This is a genomic window from Serratia sp. 2880STDY5682894 (genome assembly GCF_001537385.1).
Taxonomy (GTDB): Bacteria; Pseudomonadota; Gammaproteobacteria; order Enterobacterales; family Enterobacteriaceae; genus Serratia; species Serratia nevei.
Genome location: NZ_FCJA01000007.1, coordinates 185,954 through 203,683, shown reverse-complemented (window position 1 = coordinate 203,683; position 17,730 = coordinate 185,954). Strand labels below are relative to the sequence as shown.

Here is a 17,730-nt window from a genome sequence, read left to right as displayed (position 1 = left end):
GGGCGTCAGGCGGATTTTTGGTGAATGACGTGCAACGGCGGGTCGATGTGCAGATCGACGCTCAAATCCTGACGGAAATCATAAGGCGTGATATTAAAACGCTTTCTGAACATGTAGGTGAAGTGGGACTGTGAGCCGAAGCCAAAGTCCAGGGCGATATCGAAGATCGACGCTTCACTGCTGCGCAGTTGGTAAACCGCGCCGGCCAGACGGCGTTCGCGAATGTATTTGCCCAGCGAAATCCCTGTCGCTTCTTTGAACAGCTTCTGCATGTGCCACAGCGAGTAGCCGGAGTACTCGGCCAGCTCTTCGAGATGGATCACTCGTCCAAGGTGAGTTTCGACCCATTTGCTGAGGGCGCAGACCAATGAGAGATGGTGTTCTTGTATCATCAGTGCGTCAGTGTGAGATCTACATAGCGGTGAAGTATACACAACTTGCCGCCGCGGACAAAAACGCCGCCGGTGACGGGGGGCAATTATTCGGAAAAACCGTTCAACCACAGCTTGTCAGTAGAAAGGAAAAACGGCTAATCTGAGACTGTCGCCGCCGCGGTGGGTGACGCGGAAAAGGCCACAGCAAGTAACCGCCAAAACAGAGTCAGCCGTAACAACTCAACGTTGATGGGGTGATCGCATGTTAATGACAGTGATTATTACTCTGGTTGTAATCGTGGGCGTCGGCGCTTTTATGGCGATGCCGGTGATGAGCATGAAAAATGCGGAAGGTGTGGGAGGTGAAGAACCGTGAGAGCAAGAGACATTGCACGCCGCTGAGCGGGGCGATCGCGAATCGGGAAAGCCTGGGTCAGAAACCCGGGCTTTTTGTTGCGTAGCCGCTCAAACGTTTTTCCGCTCGACGGTTTCCTCTCCCCAATAAAGCTGATCGGCGGTGGTTTTGGCAAAGGCCTTCTCCAACGCTTCGTCGCTGCCTTCTTCCCAGATCTTCTGTGCCAACACTTCGTCGTTCCCTGCCAGTTCAAAAATAGCTTCGGCGATTTCCACCGAAGTTTCACGCACTGTCGCCCAGGATTTCACATTGTGATTCGCCATAACTTTCTCCTGTTGGTTGTGGCTTACGGGTGGTTTTTGCCACTGTCATGCTGCAAGTATAGGCTAATCCGCCGCGGGCTTTTGCCCGGCGGTGCGCAGAAGGGGGAAAAAGGCGGGGAGAGCGGGCAATGGTGCAGGCGGCGTGCTATTCTGTGCGGCGTTTGAATCAAGAGGAAAATTATTATGTCTGACATGCTGAGCAACGAGCAGGAACTGGCTTCCGATCTGGTCGCTTGCCAACTGGTCATCAAACAGATTCTGGACGTTATCGACGTGATTGCGCCTACCGAAGTGCGTGACAAGATGGCGGGTCAGCTTAAAAGCATCGATTTCTCCACGCATCCTGCAGGCGCCGATCCGGTGACTCGCCGCGCGATTGACAAGGCGATTGCGCTGATCGAGATGAAGTTCACCCGCAGCTGAGGCGGGGCCGCCGCAGGGCGGCGGCGTCGGGCGGTGGCGGTTAATCCACCACCGTTTCGATTTTCTTGAACAGCGGGCAGTCGGCTACGCCGATGAAACCGTTGTCGCCATTGACGTACTGGGCGATCGCCACGTTGCGCGCCGTCAGGTATTTGCACTGCAATCCCAACCCGCCAACGTTCTTGTTGCTGCCTATCAGCACGCCGTAACCCGAGATCAAAAAGCCGCCGTAAATGACCGCCAACACCAGTACCCACTTAATCAATCTGCTCATTGTGCTTCCTCATTGTCCCTGAGGGCCCATCTAGCCACGACAACGGCATGACGGCAAGGGTAACAGTCTGAAAACCGGGCGATAGCCAGAAATCTAAACGACAAGTTAAACTTCGTTTAACTTCGCTGTGATAACATGCGCGATAGATTACCCAGATAACAATGAGGCTGCTAAATTTGTTGCGAAAAAAAATCCTCGTGATAATGACGGCCGTCGCTGCCTGCCTGTTTTTCTACCTGTTGGCGCTGGACAGTTATTGCGACGATGGCGGAAACTTTGCGCTGGGCATCTGCTCGGTAACGCGCTTCGTGCCCTGGTAAGCAATTTTTGGCAGGGATGTTCGCACGGCCGCCGCGAGTGTTAAGATGGCGGCCTGAATGTCGCAGTAGATAGGGTTGTCCATGTACGATTTAGGTTTTGGCCAGAACGGCCTGTTGTCGCTGGCCCTCGCCGCCGTGGCGTTGCTGGTTGGGCTGTGGGTTTGGTTTCTGGTGAACCGCGCCAGCGTGCGCGCCAACGAGCAGATTCGTCTGCTGCAGGAGATTGCCGAGCAACAACGCCAACAAACGGCGCTGTTGAAACGCCTGGCGCACCGTGCACGCGCTGATGGCGGCGATGCTGCTGACGACGACGATCTCAGCCCCGCGCTGGATTTCAAAGGTTTTATCCCCGAACGTTAAGCATGATGCTCCGGCTGGCGGCAGCGCCGCCGGGGCGCCTCAGTAAAACACCATGCCCTGATACGGTTTTTCCCGGCATGCCGCCAGGCGGCTGGCCAGATCGCCGGCATGGATCTCCAACTGGTGCCCGTCAGGATCGAGAAAATAGAGCGATTCGCCTTCGCTGCGATTGCTCTTCCACTCTTTGACGCCGTTCTGGCGCAGCCGCTCGCTGACCTGCTCAATGTGTTCCGGCGCTACGCTGAAGGCGTAATGGGTGTAATCGCGCGCGCTTTGTTGCGCCCGGGCCTCATCCCGCGACAGACACAGCCACAACGCCCCCAACGAGAGATAAGCGCCGCCCTGCCAGCGGGCGTGCGGGGTAAACCCCAACAGATGGCGATAAAATTCGAAGCTGCGATCGAGATCGCTGACGGCGAGCGTCAGGTGATTGAGGCCGGTCAACATGCATGCATTTCCTGGGCGCTGAACAGAGGGAAAAGTGTACGCAGGCGCTAAGGAAAGATAAAGGGGGCAAAGCATTAGTAGAGATAATGTGAAAACCGGCGGCGCTGTCATAAAACTGTCGTACAGACATCGTAATGTAGCGCGAACCTTACGAAAGATGGATAAAGCCGATGATTAAATGGTACGAAGAAAGCGATGCCGAAGTGAACCGCAGCATCGCGCTGCTGACCGGGGAGAACCCGGACAAGTGGTATCCCTACGGTGGTGTGAAAGGTAAAGATTACTGCAAGAATCCCTCCGATGCCTGGCCGATCATTTGCGCCAACAAAATCAGTCTGAACCCCGATAACCAAAGCGACAGCCCGCAATGGCAGGCGCGCATGAGCACCCAGGGCGGTGAATGGCAGGCGGACAGCGTCAGCCCGCTGCGCGCGGCGATGATCTGCTTCCTGATGAGCCGGCAGGCTAACTGATTCGAACAATACCGGTGATTGGTAAGAGTTTCTCCTTTTTCTAATAACAGAGCTGTCGTTGGCGGAGGCTGTTTATGAAGCGCATTATCAAAGGTGATAAAAACTTGTCTCATCTGGTGATTGCCCATGCGGCGATCGATCGTCATGCCGAAAGCTTCGGCCAGCGCCGTCAGGGCTGGCCCTCGACCTACCTGATAAAATATCAAAACGATCGCGTGGCGGTGGAAGTGGTCACGCGTAGCCAATCTTATGTCGCCACGCTGATGATCGGCGCGCGCAACCTGACCAAACTGTGCGGAATGCCCGGCTAAACGCCGCTCTTATCCGCTTTCTCACGGTAAAAAAATCGCGCTCCGGCCCGCCGTCTCGGGGCGCTTCTCCTTGATGCTCACGGGGTTAAGTGTTAAAAAGCCGCCCGCAGATACATTTATTGATTGGTGAAATCTTGGCCGATAACGGCAAGGGTGTACGCCATATGAGGATAAGATGGGCGGTCAGCATCAGGACACTCCGCTAAAACGCGGTTTAAAAAACAGACACATACAGCTTATTGCCCTCGGGGGCGCCATCGGTACCGGTTTATTTCTCGGCATTGCGCAAACCATTAAAATGGCCGGCCCCGCCGTGCTGTTGGGCTACGCCATCGGCGGTTTTATCGCGTTTTTAATCATGCGCCAGCTGGGCGAAATGGTGGTGGAGGAGCCGGTCGCCGGATCTTTCAGCCACTTTGCCTATAAATATTGGGGCGACTTCGCCGGCTTCCTTTCCGGCTGGAACTACTGGGCAATGTTCATTCTGGTCGGCATGGCGGAATTGACCGCCGTCGGCATCTACATTCAGTACTGGTGGCCGGAAATCCCCACCTGGGCCTCCGCCGCGCTGTTTTTCGTGCTGATCAACCTGATTAATCTGGTGAACGTGCGTCTGTACGGCGAAACCGAGTTCTGGTTCGCCATCATCAAAGTGGTGGCGATTGTCGGCATGATCGTGTTCGGCGCCTGGCTGTTGGTCAGTGGCAACGGCGGGCCACAGGCCAGCATCACCAACCTGTGGCAGCAGGGCGGCTTTATGCCGCATGGCTTCTCCGGGCTGGTGATGGCGATGGCGGTCATCATGTTCTCGTTCGGCGGGCTGGAAATGGTCGGCATCACCGCAGCGGAAGCCGCCGATCCGCGCCGCAGCATTCCCAAAGCCACCAATCAGGTGGTGTACCGCATTCTGATCTTCTATATCGGCTCGCTGACCGTGCTGCTGTCGCTCTATCCGTGGGGGCAAGTGGTGGAGGGCGGTAGCCCGTTCGTACTGATCTTCCATGCGCTGAACAGCAATCTGGTGGCGACCGTGCTCAACGTGGTGGTGTTGACCGCCGCGCTGTCGGTCTACAACAGCGGCGTTTACGCCAACAGCCGCATGCTGTTCGGGCTGGCCAGCCAGGGCAATGCGCCGCAGGCGCTGACGCGCGTGAATAAACGCGGCGTGCCGGTATTGTCCATCGCGCTGTCGGCGTTGATTACCTCGATTGGCGTGCTGATCAACTACCTGATGCCCGGCAAGGCGTTTGAGCTGCTGATGGCGCTGGTGGTGTCAACGTTGGTGATAAACTGGGTGATGATTTGCCTGGCGCACCTGAAATTCCGCGCCGCCAAGAATCGCCAGGGCGTCATCCCCAGCTTTAAGGCGCTGTGGTATCCGTTCGGCAACTACCTGTGCCTGGCGTTCCTCGGCCTGATTCTGGTGATTATGTATTTCAGCGAAGGGATCCGCATTTCGGTGTTGCTGATGCCGGTGTGGATTGCGGTGCTGTGGTGCGGGTTTATGCTGACGCGCCGTAAAGGCGCCAAGCGCTAATCGGTATGCGGCGGAGGCGTAGTCTGCGCCTCCGCTTCTTTTCTACGTCAGCCGCGCGGCATAAAGGCGCGCCCCTCACCGTGACCCCGCCCCAGCAGTTTCCGGCACAGCAGCAGCAGGGTGCTGATCACGTCGATGGCGACCACGCTGAGCATCAGCAGGGTCAGCATGAAAAACCCGAGCAGCGAACCGCCCAGCAGAACCAGTGGCGCCGGTACGCGCAGACGGCGCAGCTTCATGGCGAAATACATTTTCCAGTATTGCTTCTGCGCCAGCAGCGCGCTGCGAATACGGCGCCCCAGGCCGATGCCTGATTTGCGGGATGTAGAACGACTCATAACTTCTCCTTTTCTGTATGCCCTACAAGTCAATCACAAAGATCTTAAGAGAGTCTTAACGGGCTCTTGGCGGCCCTGGCTGTCTCACCGGAGTGAGACAACAGCATACGGCAAAAGGTCCCGCAATGCAGCGCACGGCTGACGAAGTGCGAGTCTCGTCGGGTTTGTTACACTGAAAGTCACGCCCATGCAGGGGGCGCAGCGGTCAGGAGAAGGGGCTGGATGAAGAGAATCAATCGTTACTACGATGCGGCCAAGGCGCATCACACGCCGGAGGGATTTCGCAACCCGGAACCCTCTCAGCGCCAAGAGGGCGACCTGCAGCGTTGGCAGGATGAGCGCAAGCGGCAGGGGCTGCCCAGGCCGCCGCAGCAGGGCTACGCGCAATTTACCGAACGCTGGTGGCAACCCGCCGATCTCAGCGGCAGCGATGACAGCATCTGGTGGCTGGGGCATGCATCCATGCTATTGCGGCTGGGTGGCCGCTATATCCTGATCGACCCGGTGTTGTCCGAACGCGCCTCGCCGCTGAGCTTCTACGGGCCGAAGCGCAGAACGCCGGCGCCGCTGACGGTGGAGCAATTGCCGGCGGTGGATGCGGTGCTGATCTCCCATAATCATTATGACCATCTCGACAGGCGCACGGTGCGGCAGCTGGCGCGGCGCTTCCCACAGGCCGAGTTTATCGTGCCGCTCGGCTTGAAGCGTTGGTTCCGCCGTTATCGGCTGAAGGTGCATGAGCTGGACTGGTGGCAGAGCCTGTCGTTAGGTGGGCTGACGGTCTATGCCACGCCGGCGCGGCACTGGAGCATGCGCACGTTGTGGGATCGCAATCGCTCGCTGTGGTGCGGTTGGGTAATCCATCATCCGGCGCTGCGGTTCTATTTTTCCGGCGACAGCGGCTATTCGGCGCGGTTGGCGGAAATCGGTCAACGGTTGGGCCCGTTCGACGTGGCGGCACTGCCCATTGGCGCCTATGCGCCGCGCTGGTTCATGCAGGAGCAACATATGGATCCGCAGCAGTCGGTGGCGCTGTATCGCGAGCTGAATCAGCCGCGAGCCATTCCCATCCATTGGGGGGTATTCGAACTGGCGGATGAATCGCTGGACGAACCGCCGCAGCAACTGAACCTGGCGCTGAGCGAGGCGGGGCTGGAACAGCATCAATTCCATCCGCTGAAGATTGGCGAGCGCATCGCGTTGCAGGACTCGCAGCAGGCGTTGTCTATCCGCCCGGTGGTAGAGAGGAAAGAATAAGATCAACGGTTTGAAAGCGTGGCAGTAATTAGCAAAATTGATAAGTGCGGGGTGGGATTCAAATAACCACCCGATTTTCCGGATTTAATTCAATGTCGCACTTTCGCTATTCATAAGGTTATTCCGGTTATTCAGATTTAGGGTTTTCGGATTATTTAGGATGAAGCCACCGGCCAGCGGGGGAGGCGTCAGGACGTTGCATGCTTATGCAGCCGTTGGTCGGCGTGTCAGCGCGGTTGCCGGCTCTCGTCACGCTCTGGCGCATGCCGTGCGGTGACAGGGATGAAGGCCGATGGTGAATGCGCTTTCCGACGGTAAAGGGGCGGAGGAGCATTGAATAAATTGGCCCCCGTTCATCGATATTCAAATGTTGCATATGACATTCCATAAAGATTCAAATTTTTTAACGCTATAAGCGACGAAAAAGCGAAAACGTCGAGAAGGAGATGCGTCAAAACGATGAAAGTTTTGTTAAAACGCTATCAGAATGCGGGGTCTGGCGCAGCCAGTTTGGCAAGCAGAAAATAGCCGATGCTTCAACATCTTTTGGCCTATTTAAGCAAATGTGGCTCTCGACCGTTTCAAATATGTGCGACATGTCGTTCAGTGATTAAAAATGGCTTGCCATCGCATACAGAGTATGTGATAACGCATCTGGGTAAAACGAGGTACAGTTCTGTATATGTGTGGCATTTTCAGTAAAGAAGTTCTGAGTAAAGACGTTAGCGTTGAATACCGCTTCTCTGCCGATCCTTATCTTAGTGCCTCAAGCAGTAACGACTCTAGTTTGTCTATGTAACGCCCTCGGGCGGTTTAAACAATCCAAAGGAAATACTCAAGATGGCAAAGATCAAAGGTCAAGTTAAGTGGTTCAACGAGTCTAAAGGTTTCGGTTTCATCACCCCGGCTGACGGCAGCAAAGACGTGTTCGTACACTTCTCTGCAATCCAGGGTAACGGCTTCAAAACCCTGGCTGAAGGCCAGAACGTTGAGTTCGAAATCCAAGATGGCCAGAAAGGCCCATCTGCAGTAAACGTTACTGCTATCTAATCAGCGTCAGCTGTACAAAAAGCCCGCCTTCGAGCGGGCTTTTTCGTTTCCGTCATCCGGCGGCGATGATGATGCCGGCGTACTGGTTGCGGCCTTTGATCCCCGGATGCGTCGGATCCTGCGCGCGCCGGTGGCTGTTGCGGCGATAGCTGGTGTATTTGAAGCGCTGTGGCCGCTGTGGGTCGACGTCCGGCGTGCAGATGGTGCAGCTGCCGGCGCGGTCAACGGCGGCGAAGCCGAGCGCCGCCAGCTTGTATTCGGCAATCGCGGCCAGATCCAGATGCCGGTAATGTGGGCTGATCAGCGTGGCGGGCAGCGGCAGGCGCTGTTTAAAATTTTCCACCAGCGCTTCATCGACTTCGTAGCAGCACGGGCCGGCGGCAGGGCCGATAGAGGCCACCCAATCGGCGGTGTCGCCGTCCTGGCGAATGCGCGCTGCCATCTGTTCCAGAATGCCGTCCAGTAGCCCGCGCCAGCCGGCATGAACCGCGGCGATGGCGCCCCCGTCGCGGCGGCTGAACAGCACCGGCAGACAGTCCGCCGTCAGTACGCTGAGCAGAATGCCGGGCTGGCGGGTATAGAAACCATCGGCCTCGCCGCACGCCTGCGCCGGTTGCAGCACGTCGACGATACGGGTGCCGTGCACCTGCTTCTTTTCCGGTAGCGTGGCGCTGTAGGGCAGCAGATGCCCGGGCAGCAGCGCGAGTTTGCTGCCGAAGCCGTGCTGAATGTGGGGCACCGCATCGAGCAGCGCGGAACGATCGCTCATAAGTTATTTTCACCTGCGTGAGAAAACAGACTCTCAGTGTAGCCAGCTTTTTCCCCGCTTGACCAGGCGTTGTTGGCGGCGAAAGCGAGCGGGGATGCGCCTTGCATCGAGCCGACGCCTTCTTTAGACTAGCCGCGCCCTGTCTTTCTGGAAGCCCATTCATGTCTTATCAATGCCCTCTGTGTCATCAACCGCTGCATTTTTCATCACAACACTGGCGTTGCGACGGCAATCATCAGTTCGATCAAGCCAAAGAAGGCTACGTCAATCTGCTGCCGGTGCAGCACAAACGATCGAAGCAGCCGGGAGACAGCGCGGAAATGATGCAGGCACGGCGCGCGTTTCTCGACGGCGGTTATTATCAACCGCTGCAGCAGCAGGTGGCCGAGTGGCTGGATTTGGCGCTGGCGGCCGATGCAGGCGCGTTGTTGGACATAGGCTGTGGGGAAGGGTATTACACCGCCGCCGTGGCCGCACGGCTGGCGCAGGCGCGCAATATGGCGGTCTATGGGCTGGACGTCGCCAAGGTAGCGATCCGCTACGCCGCCAAACGTTATCCTGCGGTCTCGTTCTGCGTCGCCTCCAGCCACCGTCTGCCGTTCGCCGACGCGGCGCTGGATGCGGTCTTGCGCATTTATGCGCCTTGCAAGGCAGAGGAGCTGGCGCGGGTGGTGAAGCCGGGCGGTGTGGTGGTGACGGTTTCGCCGGGCCCGCGTCATCTGTACCAGCTGAAAGAGCAGGTCTACCAGCAGGTGCAGCTGCATGCCGAACAGGACGAACAGTTCGACGGTTTCGAGTGCGAGCGTAAAGAGGCGTTGGCCTATACGATGACCCTACCGGGCGCGCAGGCCGCCAACCTGCTGCAGATGACACCGTTCGCCTGGCGTGCTACGCCGGAGGTGCAGCAGCGGCTGGCGGATGGCGCCGAGTTCGTGTGCGAGACGGATTTCGTCCTGACGTTGTACCGACGTCACGCCTAAGGGACCTTGAACTCAAAAACAAAAAAACCTGCCGCGGCAGGTTTTTTTGCAGAGTGAGCGCCTCAGGCCAGGTAGCCGAGGTGCTCCAGCAGAATGTTGACGCCGATACCGATCAGCACCACGCCGCCGAGGATCTCGGCGCGTTTGCCCAGCAGCGGGCCGATAAAGCGGCCAATCATCATGCCCAGCGTCGCCATGATCATGGTGGCGCAGCCGATGGCCATGGCGGTATGCACGATATTCACCTGCAGGAAGGCCAGGCCGACGCCGATAGCCATCGCGTCGAGGCTGGTGGCGATAGCGGTGGCCACCAAGATCCAGAAGCCGTGGCGTTTGACCTTCTCTTCCTCATCGGGCCTGTTGCGTACCCCTTCGACGATCATGCGCATGCCGAGAATGAACAGCAGAGAGAAGGCGACCCAGTGGTCCCATTCCATGATGTATTGGCTGGCGAACAGACCGATGGCCCAACCGATGAGCGGGGTGATCGCTTCGACCACGCCGAAGATCAGGCCGGTGCGGATCGCTTCGCGGAAACGGGGTTGATGCAGGCTGGCACCTTTGCCGATCGACGCGGCGAAAGCATCCATGGACATGCCAAAAGCGAGAATGAGTGTTGCTGAAAGGTTCATGTGAAATAGCCTCGGCCGGGTGGCTCCATATACACGTAACCCACCCCCAACCAAACGACGGAGTTACGTGTCTATGGTCTCGCCAACCTTACCTGGCTGCCCGCACCACGTTTCATACGGCGAAACGAGTATGTTGATACGGGCGTTTCTGGCGTTTTATTCTCCAGAAACCGGCTACTCCCCAATGACGGCGCAACCATACCATATTATTTCCGCCATCGACAACTTTATTCTAGAGTCATGTTCGCTCTTAATTGAGACTCGTTTTCATTAATCTAAGTTCACGCGGGAATATAATGTAGACGTGGGTAACAATGTTGCGGAAATAATAGTCAGAGTGAAAATGGCGCTGCCGATTAATTACCCACAAGCAGCGCAAGGTTTGAGTTAAAGTAAAATGAGTTTTTCTTTATCTATTGATTATCAATGAAAAAGTGGTAAATCTTCTCCAGGTCATCCAGGTGCGTCACCTGAACCAACAGCCGGTGCTGTTCCAGGTCGACGGCCAGAATGCCATCCTCCGATAAATTCATGGCTTTAATGCGGTTATATTCGACAAACACGTTCGCGAAGAAAAAACCCTGTGCTTTAAACACCATCTTGGGGGCGCGAATATAAGAGATATAGATCGCGAGCAGCGCCAAAGAAATAAGCAAATAGGTGGTTAATACCGCACCGTTGGTGGTGACGTTGCGGTAAATCAGAATGGCGATCAGGCCGACGAAAATCAGGCTATCGAGGCGATGACGGCGTTTGAGCGCCACTTTAAGCCGTGTTTTACCTTTCAGCAGGTCCATGCCGAATTCGTCATACAGCGAGTACAGCAACAGCAGGGCGATAAACAGCATCAGTACGGCGTCGGTCAGTGACATCTCTTGCTCCACACATAAAAAAGCCGGGGGTTGCCCCCCGGCCGATTCGAACGATTACAGGCCCAGCAGGCCAATCCAATAGCCAAAGATACCGATGACGAAGAAGCCGATGATGATCCACAGCGCATTGACTTTTTTGCGCAGCAGCCACATACAGGCGAAGGTCAGCAGCAGCGGTACCAGGCCCGGCATCAGCTGGTCGAGGATGGTCTGCACCGTGGTGACGTTGGTATGCCCGGTCTGGTCGGTGATCTTGGACACCACCAGCGGGATATTCACGTGCGTCCACTTGTTGACCAAGGCGCCCATAACAAACAGGCCGAGAATAGACGCCCCTTCCGTCAGTTTTTGCAGGAAGCCGCCGCCCATGTCGTTGACGATATCCACCCCTTTACGGTAACCGTAGGCCACGCCGTAGTAGCGGGTCAGCAGGCGCACCAGGTTGAACAGCACGAAGAACAGGATCGGCCCGAGCAGGCTGCCACTCATGGCGATGCCGGCGCCGAGCGCGGCGAACACCGGCCGCACGGTGCCCCAGAAAATCGGGTCACCGACGCCCGCCAATGGCCCCATCAGACCGACCTTGATGCCGTTGATCGCACCGTCGTCGATCGGCGCGCCGTTGGCGCGTTGCTCTTCCATCGCCATGGTCACACCGAGCACCGGCGCCGCCACGTAAGGGTGGGTGTTGAAGAACTCGAGGTGGCGCTTGATCGCCTGTTTGCGATCGTCATTGTTTTCCGGATACAGGCGACGGATCACCGGTACCATCGAGAAGCAAAAACCCAGCGCCTGCATGCGCTCGAAGTTCCACGACCCCTGGAACAGGTTGGAGCGCAGGAATACGCCGCGAATATCGGCCGGCGTGAGTTTCTTTTGAGCAGTTGTATCAACCATTTCTCTCACCTATTCCTAGTCGAGTTCGTTATCGAGATCGTTCGCATTAGCCGGGCCGGCCTGGACAACCTGGGACTTGTTGTATTTCGGGCTGAGCTGGATATACAGCACGGCCATCACCACGCCGATGACGCCGAGCGCTACCAGATTGAAGTTGGTGAAGGCGGCGGTCACGAAACCAAGGTAGAAGAATGGCATCAGGTAGCCGGCGCGCATCATGTTAATCACCATCGCGTAACCGACCACCACGATCATGCCGCCGGCGATGTTCAGGCCGCTGGTGACCACTTCCGGGATCGAGTTGAGCAGGGCGTGTACCCCGGCGGTGCCAACCGAGATGGCGACGATGACCGCCGGAATGGCGATACGCATCGCCTGCAGCAGCAGGGCACCGATGTGGATCCAGGTGATGGCCCGCAGGCTGCCGCGCTCCGCCGCGCTGTCCGCCGCGTGCTGGAAGGCCACGGTGAGGGTACGTACGATGATGGTCAACACCTGGCCGGCCGCCGCCAGCGGAATGGCCAGGGCGATACCGGCGCCGACGCTTTGCCCGCCGGCGATGACCAGAATGGTCGAGATGATGGACGCCAGGGCGGCATCCGGCGCGACAGCCGCACCGATGTTCATCCAGCCCAGGGCGATCATTTCCAGCGTACCGCCGATAATGATGCCGGTTTTCATATCGCCGAGAATGAAGCCGATCAGGGTACAGGCGACCAGCGGACGGTGGAACTGAAACTCGTCGAGGACGGAACCCATCCCGGCGATACAGGCAACGATAAATATCAGCACAATCTGAAGAGTGGTGATCTCCATTGCACTTCTCCTATGACCAAAAAGCTCTGAGTAAAATAATCAGCGGCTGGCGCCACTAATTGAGTTTGTTAATCAGGTCCATCATTTTTAGCCGGCTGTCGGACGAGACCTTACGCACCTCCAGCTCGATACCGCGATCGTTCAGTTTCTTAAACGCTTCGATATCTTTTTCATCGACGGAAACGGCGTTGTTCACCTGGGTTTTCCCCTGGCGGAACGCCATGCCGCCGATATTGACGGATTGAATATCCACGCCGCCTTCCACCAGACGCAAGACGTCGGTCGGGTTGGTAAACAGCAGCATTACGCGGTCGTTGGCGTACTTCGGGTTGTTCCAAACGCGGATCGCCTTCGCCACGTCCACCACGTGAGCGGTGACGCCCGGCGGGGCGACCTGGGTCAGCAGGGTTTTCCGCACATGGTCGGCGGCGACTTCATCGCTGACGACGATGATGCGGCTGACGTTGGTTTCTTTGGTCCAGCGGGTGGCGACCTGGCCGTGAATCAAACGGTCATCGATGCGCGCCAGGCCGATTTTCATGTGGTCGTTCGGCCCCAGCGGCGCCTGAGGGGCAGCGGCTTTGGCGACGGGTGCTGCGGGTTTTGCGGGTTCTTCCTGCGGTTTTTTCAGCGCTTTCACGCCTTCGCGGCCGGTTTCCAACGCCAGCGCCACCAGTTCATCGAAGGCGGGGTTGTCGTCCCGCGCCATGAAGGTTTCCACCAGCATCGGAATGTTGACCCCGGTGACGACCTCATAGTTTTCTTTGTCGACCGCAATGCGGCTGGCGGCGTTGAACGGGCTGCCGCCCCAGGTATCCACCAGGAACAGCACGCCGCCGCTGGTATCCAACCCACTGATTTTTTCGTTGTACTTGACGATTAACGTTTCGGCATTCTCACCGGGAACGAAGTCTATAAAGGCGACGTTGTCCTGCTCGCCCAATAGCATCTCCGCCGTTTTCAGCAGTTGTTCCGCTGCAGCCCCGTGTGTGCCGATGATAATAGCTATTGCCACTCGCTACCTCCTCGTTGAACTCCAGGCGCGGTTTGTGTCGTTTCTCCGCGCCGTCTTGGCAGTCACTTCCGCGGTTCAGATACATTATGGTAGAAAAAAAGAAACGCACGCCTAACATTTCTCACGCAGTTTCAAATGCCTGTGCGTGATGCTTCACGAACGCGACATTTATTTTAGTGAGTGAAAAAATATTTTTTGTGACGCTGCTCCGTTATTGAATGCTCGGAGAAATCTTAGTTGTCGCAGATGATACGGCGCGGCGCCATGCTAAACCGCCGTTGAAAAAGCCGCTTTGTCCCCCAGAAAAATCCTGATACAGTAATTTCCTCTTTCATCACTAAGGAGTGAAGGGCCTCAGCCCTCCCTATGGACTGTCACCGAAGTTACTGTTTTACCAGGTTTCACCCGCCACCTGCTGGCGTTGCATATGCTGTTCGGCCCTTCGGCCATCTCCCGGTAACCCCATTCCGTCACTTTGCTATTGTCGACTGCGCCCATGCAGCGGCGGCATCGTCACGTCTGAGCGGCGTGCGCTCATTCCCACTTTTCTCTGGAGTCTGATATGGAATTTTTAATGGACCCCTCTATTTGGGCGGGGTTGCTTACGCTGGTGGTGCTGGAAATCGTGCTGGGCATCGACAACCTGGTGTTCATCGCCATTTTGGCCGACAAGCTGCCGCCGAAGCAGCGCGATAAGGCGCGCATCATTGGCCTGTCGCTGGCGTTGCTGATGCGTTTGGGCCTGCTGTCGGTGATCTCCTGGATGGTAACCCTGACTACGCCGCTGTTCAGCGTCGGCGATTTCAGCTTCTCCGGCCGCGATTTGATCCTACTGTTCGGCGGGGTGTTCCTGCTGTTCAAGGCGACCATGGAGCTGCACGAACGGCTGGAAGGGCAGACGCACCAGGACGGCGCCAACCGCGGTTACGCCAAGTTCTGGGCGGTGGTGGTGCAGATCGTGATCCTTGACGCAGTGTTTTCGCTCGATGCGGTGATTACCGCCGTGGGTATGGTGAACGATCTGCCGGTGATGATGGCGGCGGTGGTGATCGCGATGGCGGTGATGCTGTTGGCGTCGAAGCCGTTGACCAACTTCGTCAACGCGCACCCGACCATCGTGGTGCTGTGCCTGAGCTTCCTGTTGATGATCGGTTTGAGCCTGATCGCCGAAGGCTTCGGCTTGCACATTCCTAAAGGCTACCTGTATGCCGCTATCGGCTTCTCGATCCTGATTGAATTGTTCAACCAGATCGCGCGTCGCAACTTCATCAAGCATCAAGCGCGTCGCCCGATGCGCGAGCGCACCGCGGAAGCGATCATGCGCCTGATGGGGCAGCAGCGTACACAGCAGACGGACGATGCGGTTGCCTTGCCGAGGGATGAAACCTTTGCGGCGGAAGAGCGCTATATGATCAGCGGCGTGTTGACGCTGGCCTCGCGTTCATTGCGCAGCGTGATGACGCCGCGCACCGACATTTCCTGGGTCGACTGCGAGCGCTCCCGCGAGGAGGTACGCGCACAGCTGCTGGATACGCCGCACAGCCTGTTCCCGGTGTGTCGTGATTCGGTGGATGAGATCGTCGGCGTGGTACGCGCCAAGGATCTGCTGGTGGCGCTGGAGCAGGGTGAAGACATCGCCGAGTTCGCCGCCCGCACGCCGCCGATCGTGGTGCCGGAAACCATGGACGTCATCAAGCTGCTGGCGGTGCTGCGTCGCGCCAAAGGGCGTCTGGTGGTGGTCACCAATGAGTTCGGCGTCGTGCAGGGGCTGGTGACGCCGCTGGACGTGCTGGAAGCGATTGCCGGTGAATTCCCGGACGAGGACGAAACGCCGGACATCGTGGCGGAAGGCGACGGCTGGCTGGTGAAGGGCGGAACCGATCTGCACTCGCTGGAACAGGCGCTGGCCTGCGATGACCTGGTCAGCCCCACCGCCGATTACGCCACCCTGGCGGGGCTGCTGTTGGCCCACTACGGGCAGATGCCGGTGGCGGGAGATACCATCGAGCTGAACCACCTGCGTTTCGATATCGTTGAGGTGTCCGAATACCGTATCGAACTGGTGCGCGTTACCCGCGTCGCCCTGGACGACCCGGCGCACGCGTAACCCTCCCGCCGGGGGCTCAGGCCTCCGGCGGATCCTCTTCCGCTTTCCTGACGCGCGATTCGTACTGCTGCAGCCACAGCGGGAAAACATGAATCGGCATCGGCTTGGCGAAATAATACCCCTGCAGGGCATTGACCTCGCGTGAGCGCAGATAGTCGGCCTGTTCCTCCGTTTCCACCCCCTCTGCCACCAGTTTCAGCTTCAGGCGCTGCGCCAGCGTAATGATGGTGTCGGTCACCGTGGCGTTGACCGCATCGGTGCCGATGGCGGCGGTAAACCCGCGATCGATCTTCAAGACGTCCGGACTGAGGTTTTTCAGGTAGCTCAGCGAGCTGTGGCCGGTGCCGAAATCGTCGATGGCCAGCATGATCCCCATGTCTTTCAGCGTGCGGATCTGGTCATACTGGATCGCCGACAGCGCGGTGCGTTCGGTCAGCTCCAGCATCAATGAGGGCATCGGGTGCGCCGGCAGCCAAATCTGGCGGATATCGTCGATGATGTTGAGCGTTTTAAAGTGCTCGGCGGCGACGTTGATGCTGATGTAGAAGGACGGTCGTGGCGGGAACAGCTGCAGATTTTCCGTCACGGTGTTCATCAGGTAGCGAGTGAGCGGAATGATGAGCTCATGCTGCTCGGCCAGCGGAATAAACACGTCAGGCGAGATCCATCCTTGTCGCTTCTTTTTCCAACGCAGCAGCATCTCGACGCCAGCGCAGCGCCCGGTGTCGCTGTGGATGATAGGCTGACAGTAGACGCGGAACTCCCGATGAGTGATGGCATGGCCGATGTGGTAAGACAGGCTCATGCGGTTGGCGGTGAGCAGATAGACCACATAGGCCGCCAGCAGGCTGATCAACAGCGCCAGCGGGATATGGCGCGGCAATGCGGACAGCGCCAGCATGCCGATCTGTGGGCCGAACAGTGAAATCGAGAACGGGTACAGCGCGGAGCCGGCGGTGTAGCGCAGGTCGTTGGTCAGGGTGTCGCGGCTCAGGATTTCGCGGCGGCCATATTCCAGGCTGCTGTCGTCCACGTTCAGGACCACTCGCTGAACGTAAGGCTCTTGCGGTTCGAGTAAAAAGTTGGACAGCAGCTCGATATTGAATACGTGCAGCACGCCGCTGGTTTTATCACGGGGGGATGGCGTCCACATCACCAGCGTGGGCAGGCCTTTGCTGACCGCCAGTGAGGGGCGCAGCGCCAGCCTGGCGTTGCTGTCGACGAAGGTGGGCATCACCGCGGCCAGCTGATAATGACGGGTGCCAAACAGGCTGGAGCAGTAAATAACACCGTTTTTCACCAGCAACATCGCGCGTAGCGCCTGATTTTGCGCGGCGCGAAAGCGCAGGGTCGATGAAACGTTTTCGCAGGGTTGGTCCAGCATGTCCATACTGCGTTCCGCCTGCATCTGCGCTGGCGTCAGCAATTGGTTGATCTTGCCGACGGTGCGGGTAGCCAACGTCTGCTGGCTCTGCTCGATGCTTTTGACCTCTTGATAGTAACGGGTATACAGCGATACCAACAGAATAGCCACGCCCACCGCTCCGGCCAGCAGCCAACGGTAGTAACGATATCGGGACGCGGCGAGGTGGGTCATCAACATCCGGTAAATCCTTGTTCGGTAATCCAGCTCCGAGTCACAGTCAGGCCATAGATCCTTAAGTTGCGCTCGGCTAATTCTAGCCTGAGGTTATACAAGATTGATGGTAACTCAGTAAATTATTTCAGTATGGTAAAACAGAAGGCCAATTTGCAGGCTAACCGCCCGATCGATGAGAAAAATGCAGGATATTTTCTGGT

General features: G+C 57.5%; 24 protein-coding genes and 1 riboswitch. Of the genes, 12 read left to right on the top strand and 12 right to left on the bottom strand.

Annotated elements, in window-relative coordinates:
• Nucleotides 1-5: 5 nt before the first annotated feature.
• Nucleotides 6-392 carry a helix-turn-helix domain-containing protein gene (locus AWX27_RS17250; protein ID WP_004927697.1) on the bottom strand — a complete coding sequence of 129 codons (387 nt, stop codon included), beginning with the start codon at nt 390-392 and terminating at the stop codon, nt 6-8.
• Between the two features lie 447 nt (nt 393-839).
• Nucleotides 840-1,052, bottom strand: a complete 213-nt coding sequence (locus tag AWX27_RS17245; RefSeq protein ID WP_004927694.1) for a YccJ family protein — start codon at nt 1,050-1,052, stop codon at nt 840-842.
• Nucleotides 1,053-1,235: 183 nt separating this feature from the next.
• Between AWX27_RS17245 and AWX27_RS17240 the strand changes: the two genes are divergently transcribed.
• The gene (locus AWX27_RS17240; RefSeq protein ID WP_025303170.1) at nt 1,236-1,475 is read left to right on the top strand and encodes a DUF2766 family protein; all 240 of its coding nucleotides are present in this window, start codon (nt 1,236-1,238) and stop codon (nt 1,473-1,475) included.
• Nucleotides 1,476-1,515: 40 nt separating this feature from the next.
• Here the strand turns inward: AWX27_RS17240 and AWX27_RS17235 are convergent, their stop codons facing one another.
• Nucleotides 1,516-1,749: a YobH family protein gene (locus AWX27_RS17235; protein WP_038877047.1), complete on the bottom strand. Its 234-nt coding sequence runs from the start codon at nt 1,747-1,749 to the stop codon at nt 1,516-1,518.
• A gap of 161 nt (nt 1,750-1,910) precedes the next feature.
• On the opposite strand from AWX27_RS17235, the gene AWX27_RS17230 reads away from it, so the two are divergent.
• On the top strand, nt 1,911-2,069 hold the full coding sequence (locus AWX27_RS17230; RefSeq protein ID WP_004927688.1) for a PhoP/PhoQ regulatory lipoprotein MgrB: 159 nt from the start codon (nt 1,911-1,913) through the stop codon (nt 2,067-2,069).
• 81 nt (nt 2,070-2,150) lie between these two features.
• Nucleotides 2,151-2,429, top strand: a complete 279-nt coding sequence (locus AWX27_RS17225) for a YebO family protein (protein WP_060423990.1) — start codon at nt 2,151-2,153, stop codon at nt 2,427-2,429.
• A gap of 39 nt (nt 2,430-2,468) precedes the next feature.
• Here AWX27_RS17225 and fos read toward each other — a convergent pair whose 3' ends face one another.
• Nucleotides 2,469-2,876: a fosfomycin resistance glutathione transferase gene (gene fos / locus AWX27_RS17220; protein ID WP_038877053.1), complete on the bottom strand. Its 408-nt coding sequence runs from the start codon at nt 2,874-2,876 to the stop codon at nt 2,469-2,471.
• A 170-nt stretch (nt 2,877-3,046) separates the two neighbouring features.
• Between fos and AWX27_RS17215 the strand changes: the two genes are divergently transcribed.
• From AWX27_RS17215 to AWX27_RS17205, 3 genes are all read left to right on the top strand, one after another.
• Nucleotides 3,047-3,349 (top strand): phage protein NinX family protein, encoded by a 303-nt coding sequence (locus tag AWX27_RS17215; RefSeq protein ID WP_038877055.1) that lies wholly within the window; start codon nt 3,047-3,049, stop codon nt 3,347-3,349.
• A 74-nt stretch (nt 3,350-3,423) separates the two neighbouring features.
• Nucleotides 3,424-3,660 (top strand): DUF4060 family protein, encoded by a 237-nt coding sequence (locus AWX27_RS17210; RefSeq protein ID WP_004927680.1) that lies wholly within the window; start codon nt 3,424-3,426, stop codon nt 3,658-3,660.
• Nucleotides 3,661-3,835: 175 nt separating this feature from the next.
• A complete protein-coding gene (locus AWX27_RS17205; RefSeq protein WP_038877059.1) occupies nt 3,836-5,197 on the top strand; it encodes an amino acid permease in 1,362 nt (453 codons plus the stop codon).
• A 47-nt stretch (nt 5,198-5,244) separates the two neighbouring features.
• On the opposite strand, the gene AWX27_RS17200 is transcribed toward AWX27_RS17205, so the two are convergent.
• Nucleotides 5,245-5,535: a hypothetical protein gene (locus tag AWX27_RS17200; protein ID WP_044031054.1), complete on the bottom strand. Its 291-nt coding sequence runs from the start codon at nt 5,533-5,535 to the stop codon at nt 5,245-5,247.
• 222 nt (nt 5,536-5,757) lie between these two features.
• Here AWX27_RS17200 and AWX27_RS17195 point away from each other — a divergent pair, with 222 nt between their 5' ends.
• From AWX27_RS17195 to cspE, 4 genes are all read left to right on the top strand, one after another.
• Complete coding sequence (locus tag AWX27_RS17195; protein WP_060423987.1) at nt 5,758-6,792, top strand: MBL fold metallo-hydrolase; 1,035 nt, start codon at nt 5,758-5,760, stop codon at nt 6,790-6,792.
• A gap of 446 nt (nt 6,793-7,238) precedes the next feature.
• Nucleotides 7,239-7,406: a hypothetical protein gene (locus tag AWX27_RS25385; protein WP_154618193.1), complete on the top strand. Its 168-nt coding sequence runs from the start codon at nt 7,239-7,241 to the stop codon at nt 7,404-7,406.
• 68 nt (nt 7,407-7,474) lie between these two features.
• Entirely contained in the window at nt 7,475-7,591 is a 117-nt protein-coding gene (locus tag AWX27_RS24650) for a DUF2627 domain-containing protein (protein ID WP_002211058.1), read from the top strand.
• 41 nt (nt 7,592-7,632) lie between these two features.
• The gene (gene cspE, locus AWX27_RS17190; RefSeq protein WP_002221949.1) at nt 7,633-7,842 is read left to right on the top strand and encodes a transcription antiterminator/RNA stability regulator CspE; all 210 of its coding nucleotides are present in this window, start codon (nt 7,633-7,635) and stop codon (nt 7,840-7,842) included.
• 52 nt (nt 7,843-7,894) lie between these two features.
• Here the strand turns inward: cspE and pgeF are convergent, their stop codons facing one another.
• Entirely contained in the window at nt 7,895-8,611 is a 717-nt protein-coding gene (gene pgeF, locus AWX27_RS17185) for a peptidoglycan editing factor PgeF (RefSeq protein ID WP_060423984.1), read from the bottom strand.
• 161 nt (nt 8,612-8,772) lie between these two features.
• On the opposite strand from pgeF, the gene rlmA reads away from it, so the two are divergent.
• On the top strand, nt 8,773-9,591 hold the full coding sequence (gene rlmA / locus AWX27_RS17180; RefSeq protein WP_060423982.1) for a 23S rRNA (guanine(745)-N(1))-methyltransferase: 819 nt from the start codon (nt 8,773-8,775) through the stop codon (nt 9,589-9,591).
• A gap of 62 nt (nt 9,592-9,653) precedes the next feature.
• Here the strand turns inward: rlmA and mntP are convergent, their stop codons facing one another.
• From mntP to manX, 5 genes are all read right to left on the bottom strand, one after another.
• Entirely contained in the window at nt 9,654-10,223 is a 570-nt protein-coding gene (gene mntP / locus AWX27_RS17175; RefSeq protein ID WP_004927615.1) for a manganese efflux pump MntP, read from the bottom strand.
• 7 nt (nt 10,224-10,230) lie between these two features.
• A riboswitch (yybP-ykoY riboswitch) is annotated at nt 10,231-10,418 on the bottom strand.
• 218 nt (nt 10,419-10,636) lie between these two features.
• Nucleotides 10,637-11,095: a DUF986 family protein gene (locus AWX27_RS17170; RefSeq protein ID WP_060423979.1), complete on the bottom strand. Its 459-nt coding sequence runs from the start codon at nt 11,093-11,095 to the stop codon at nt 10,637-10,639.
• Nucleotides 11,096-11,149: 54 nt separating this feature from the next.
• Nucleotides 11,150-11,992: a PTS mannose transporter subunit IID gene (locus AWX27_RS17165; protein WP_033634889.1), complete on the bottom strand. Its 843-nt coding sequence runs from the start codon at nt 11,990-11,992 to the stop codon at nt 11,150-11,152.
• Between the two features lie 15 nt (nt 11,993-12,007).
• Nucleotides 12,008-12,808, bottom strand: coding sequence for a PTS mannose/fructose/sorbose transporter subunit IIC (locus AWX27_RS17160; RefSeq protein ID WP_033634888.1), 801 nt, complete (start codon nt 12,806-12,808; stop codon nt 12,008-12,010).
• Between the two features lie 55 nt (nt 12,809-12,863).
• Entirely contained in the window at nt 12,864-13,823 is a 960-nt protein-coding gene (gene manX / locus AWX27_RS17155; protein ID WP_033654424.1) for a PTS mannose transporter subunit IIAB, read from the bottom strand.
• 562 nt (nt 13,824-14,385) lie between these two features.
• Between manX and AWX27_RS17150 the strand changes: the two genes are divergently transcribed.
• Nucleotides 14,386-15,930 carry a TerC family protein gene (locus AWX27_RS17150; RefSeq protein WP_049195011.1) on the top strand — a complete coding sequence of 515 codons (1,545 nt, stop codon included), beginning with the start codon at nt 14,386-14,388 and terminating at the stop codon, nt 15,928-15,930.
• A gap of 16 nt (nt 15,931-15,946) precedes the next feature.
• On the opposite strand, the gene AWX27_RS17145 is transcribed toward AWX27_RS17150, so the two are convergent.
• The gene (locus tag AWX27_RS17145; protein WP_060423977.1) at nt 15,947-17,533 is read right to left on the bottom strand and encodes an EAL domain-containing protein; all 1,587 of its coding nucleotides are present in this window, start codon (nt 17,531-17,533) and stop codon (nt 15,947-15,949) included.
• Nucleotides 17,534-17,730: the final 197 nt, after the last annotated feature.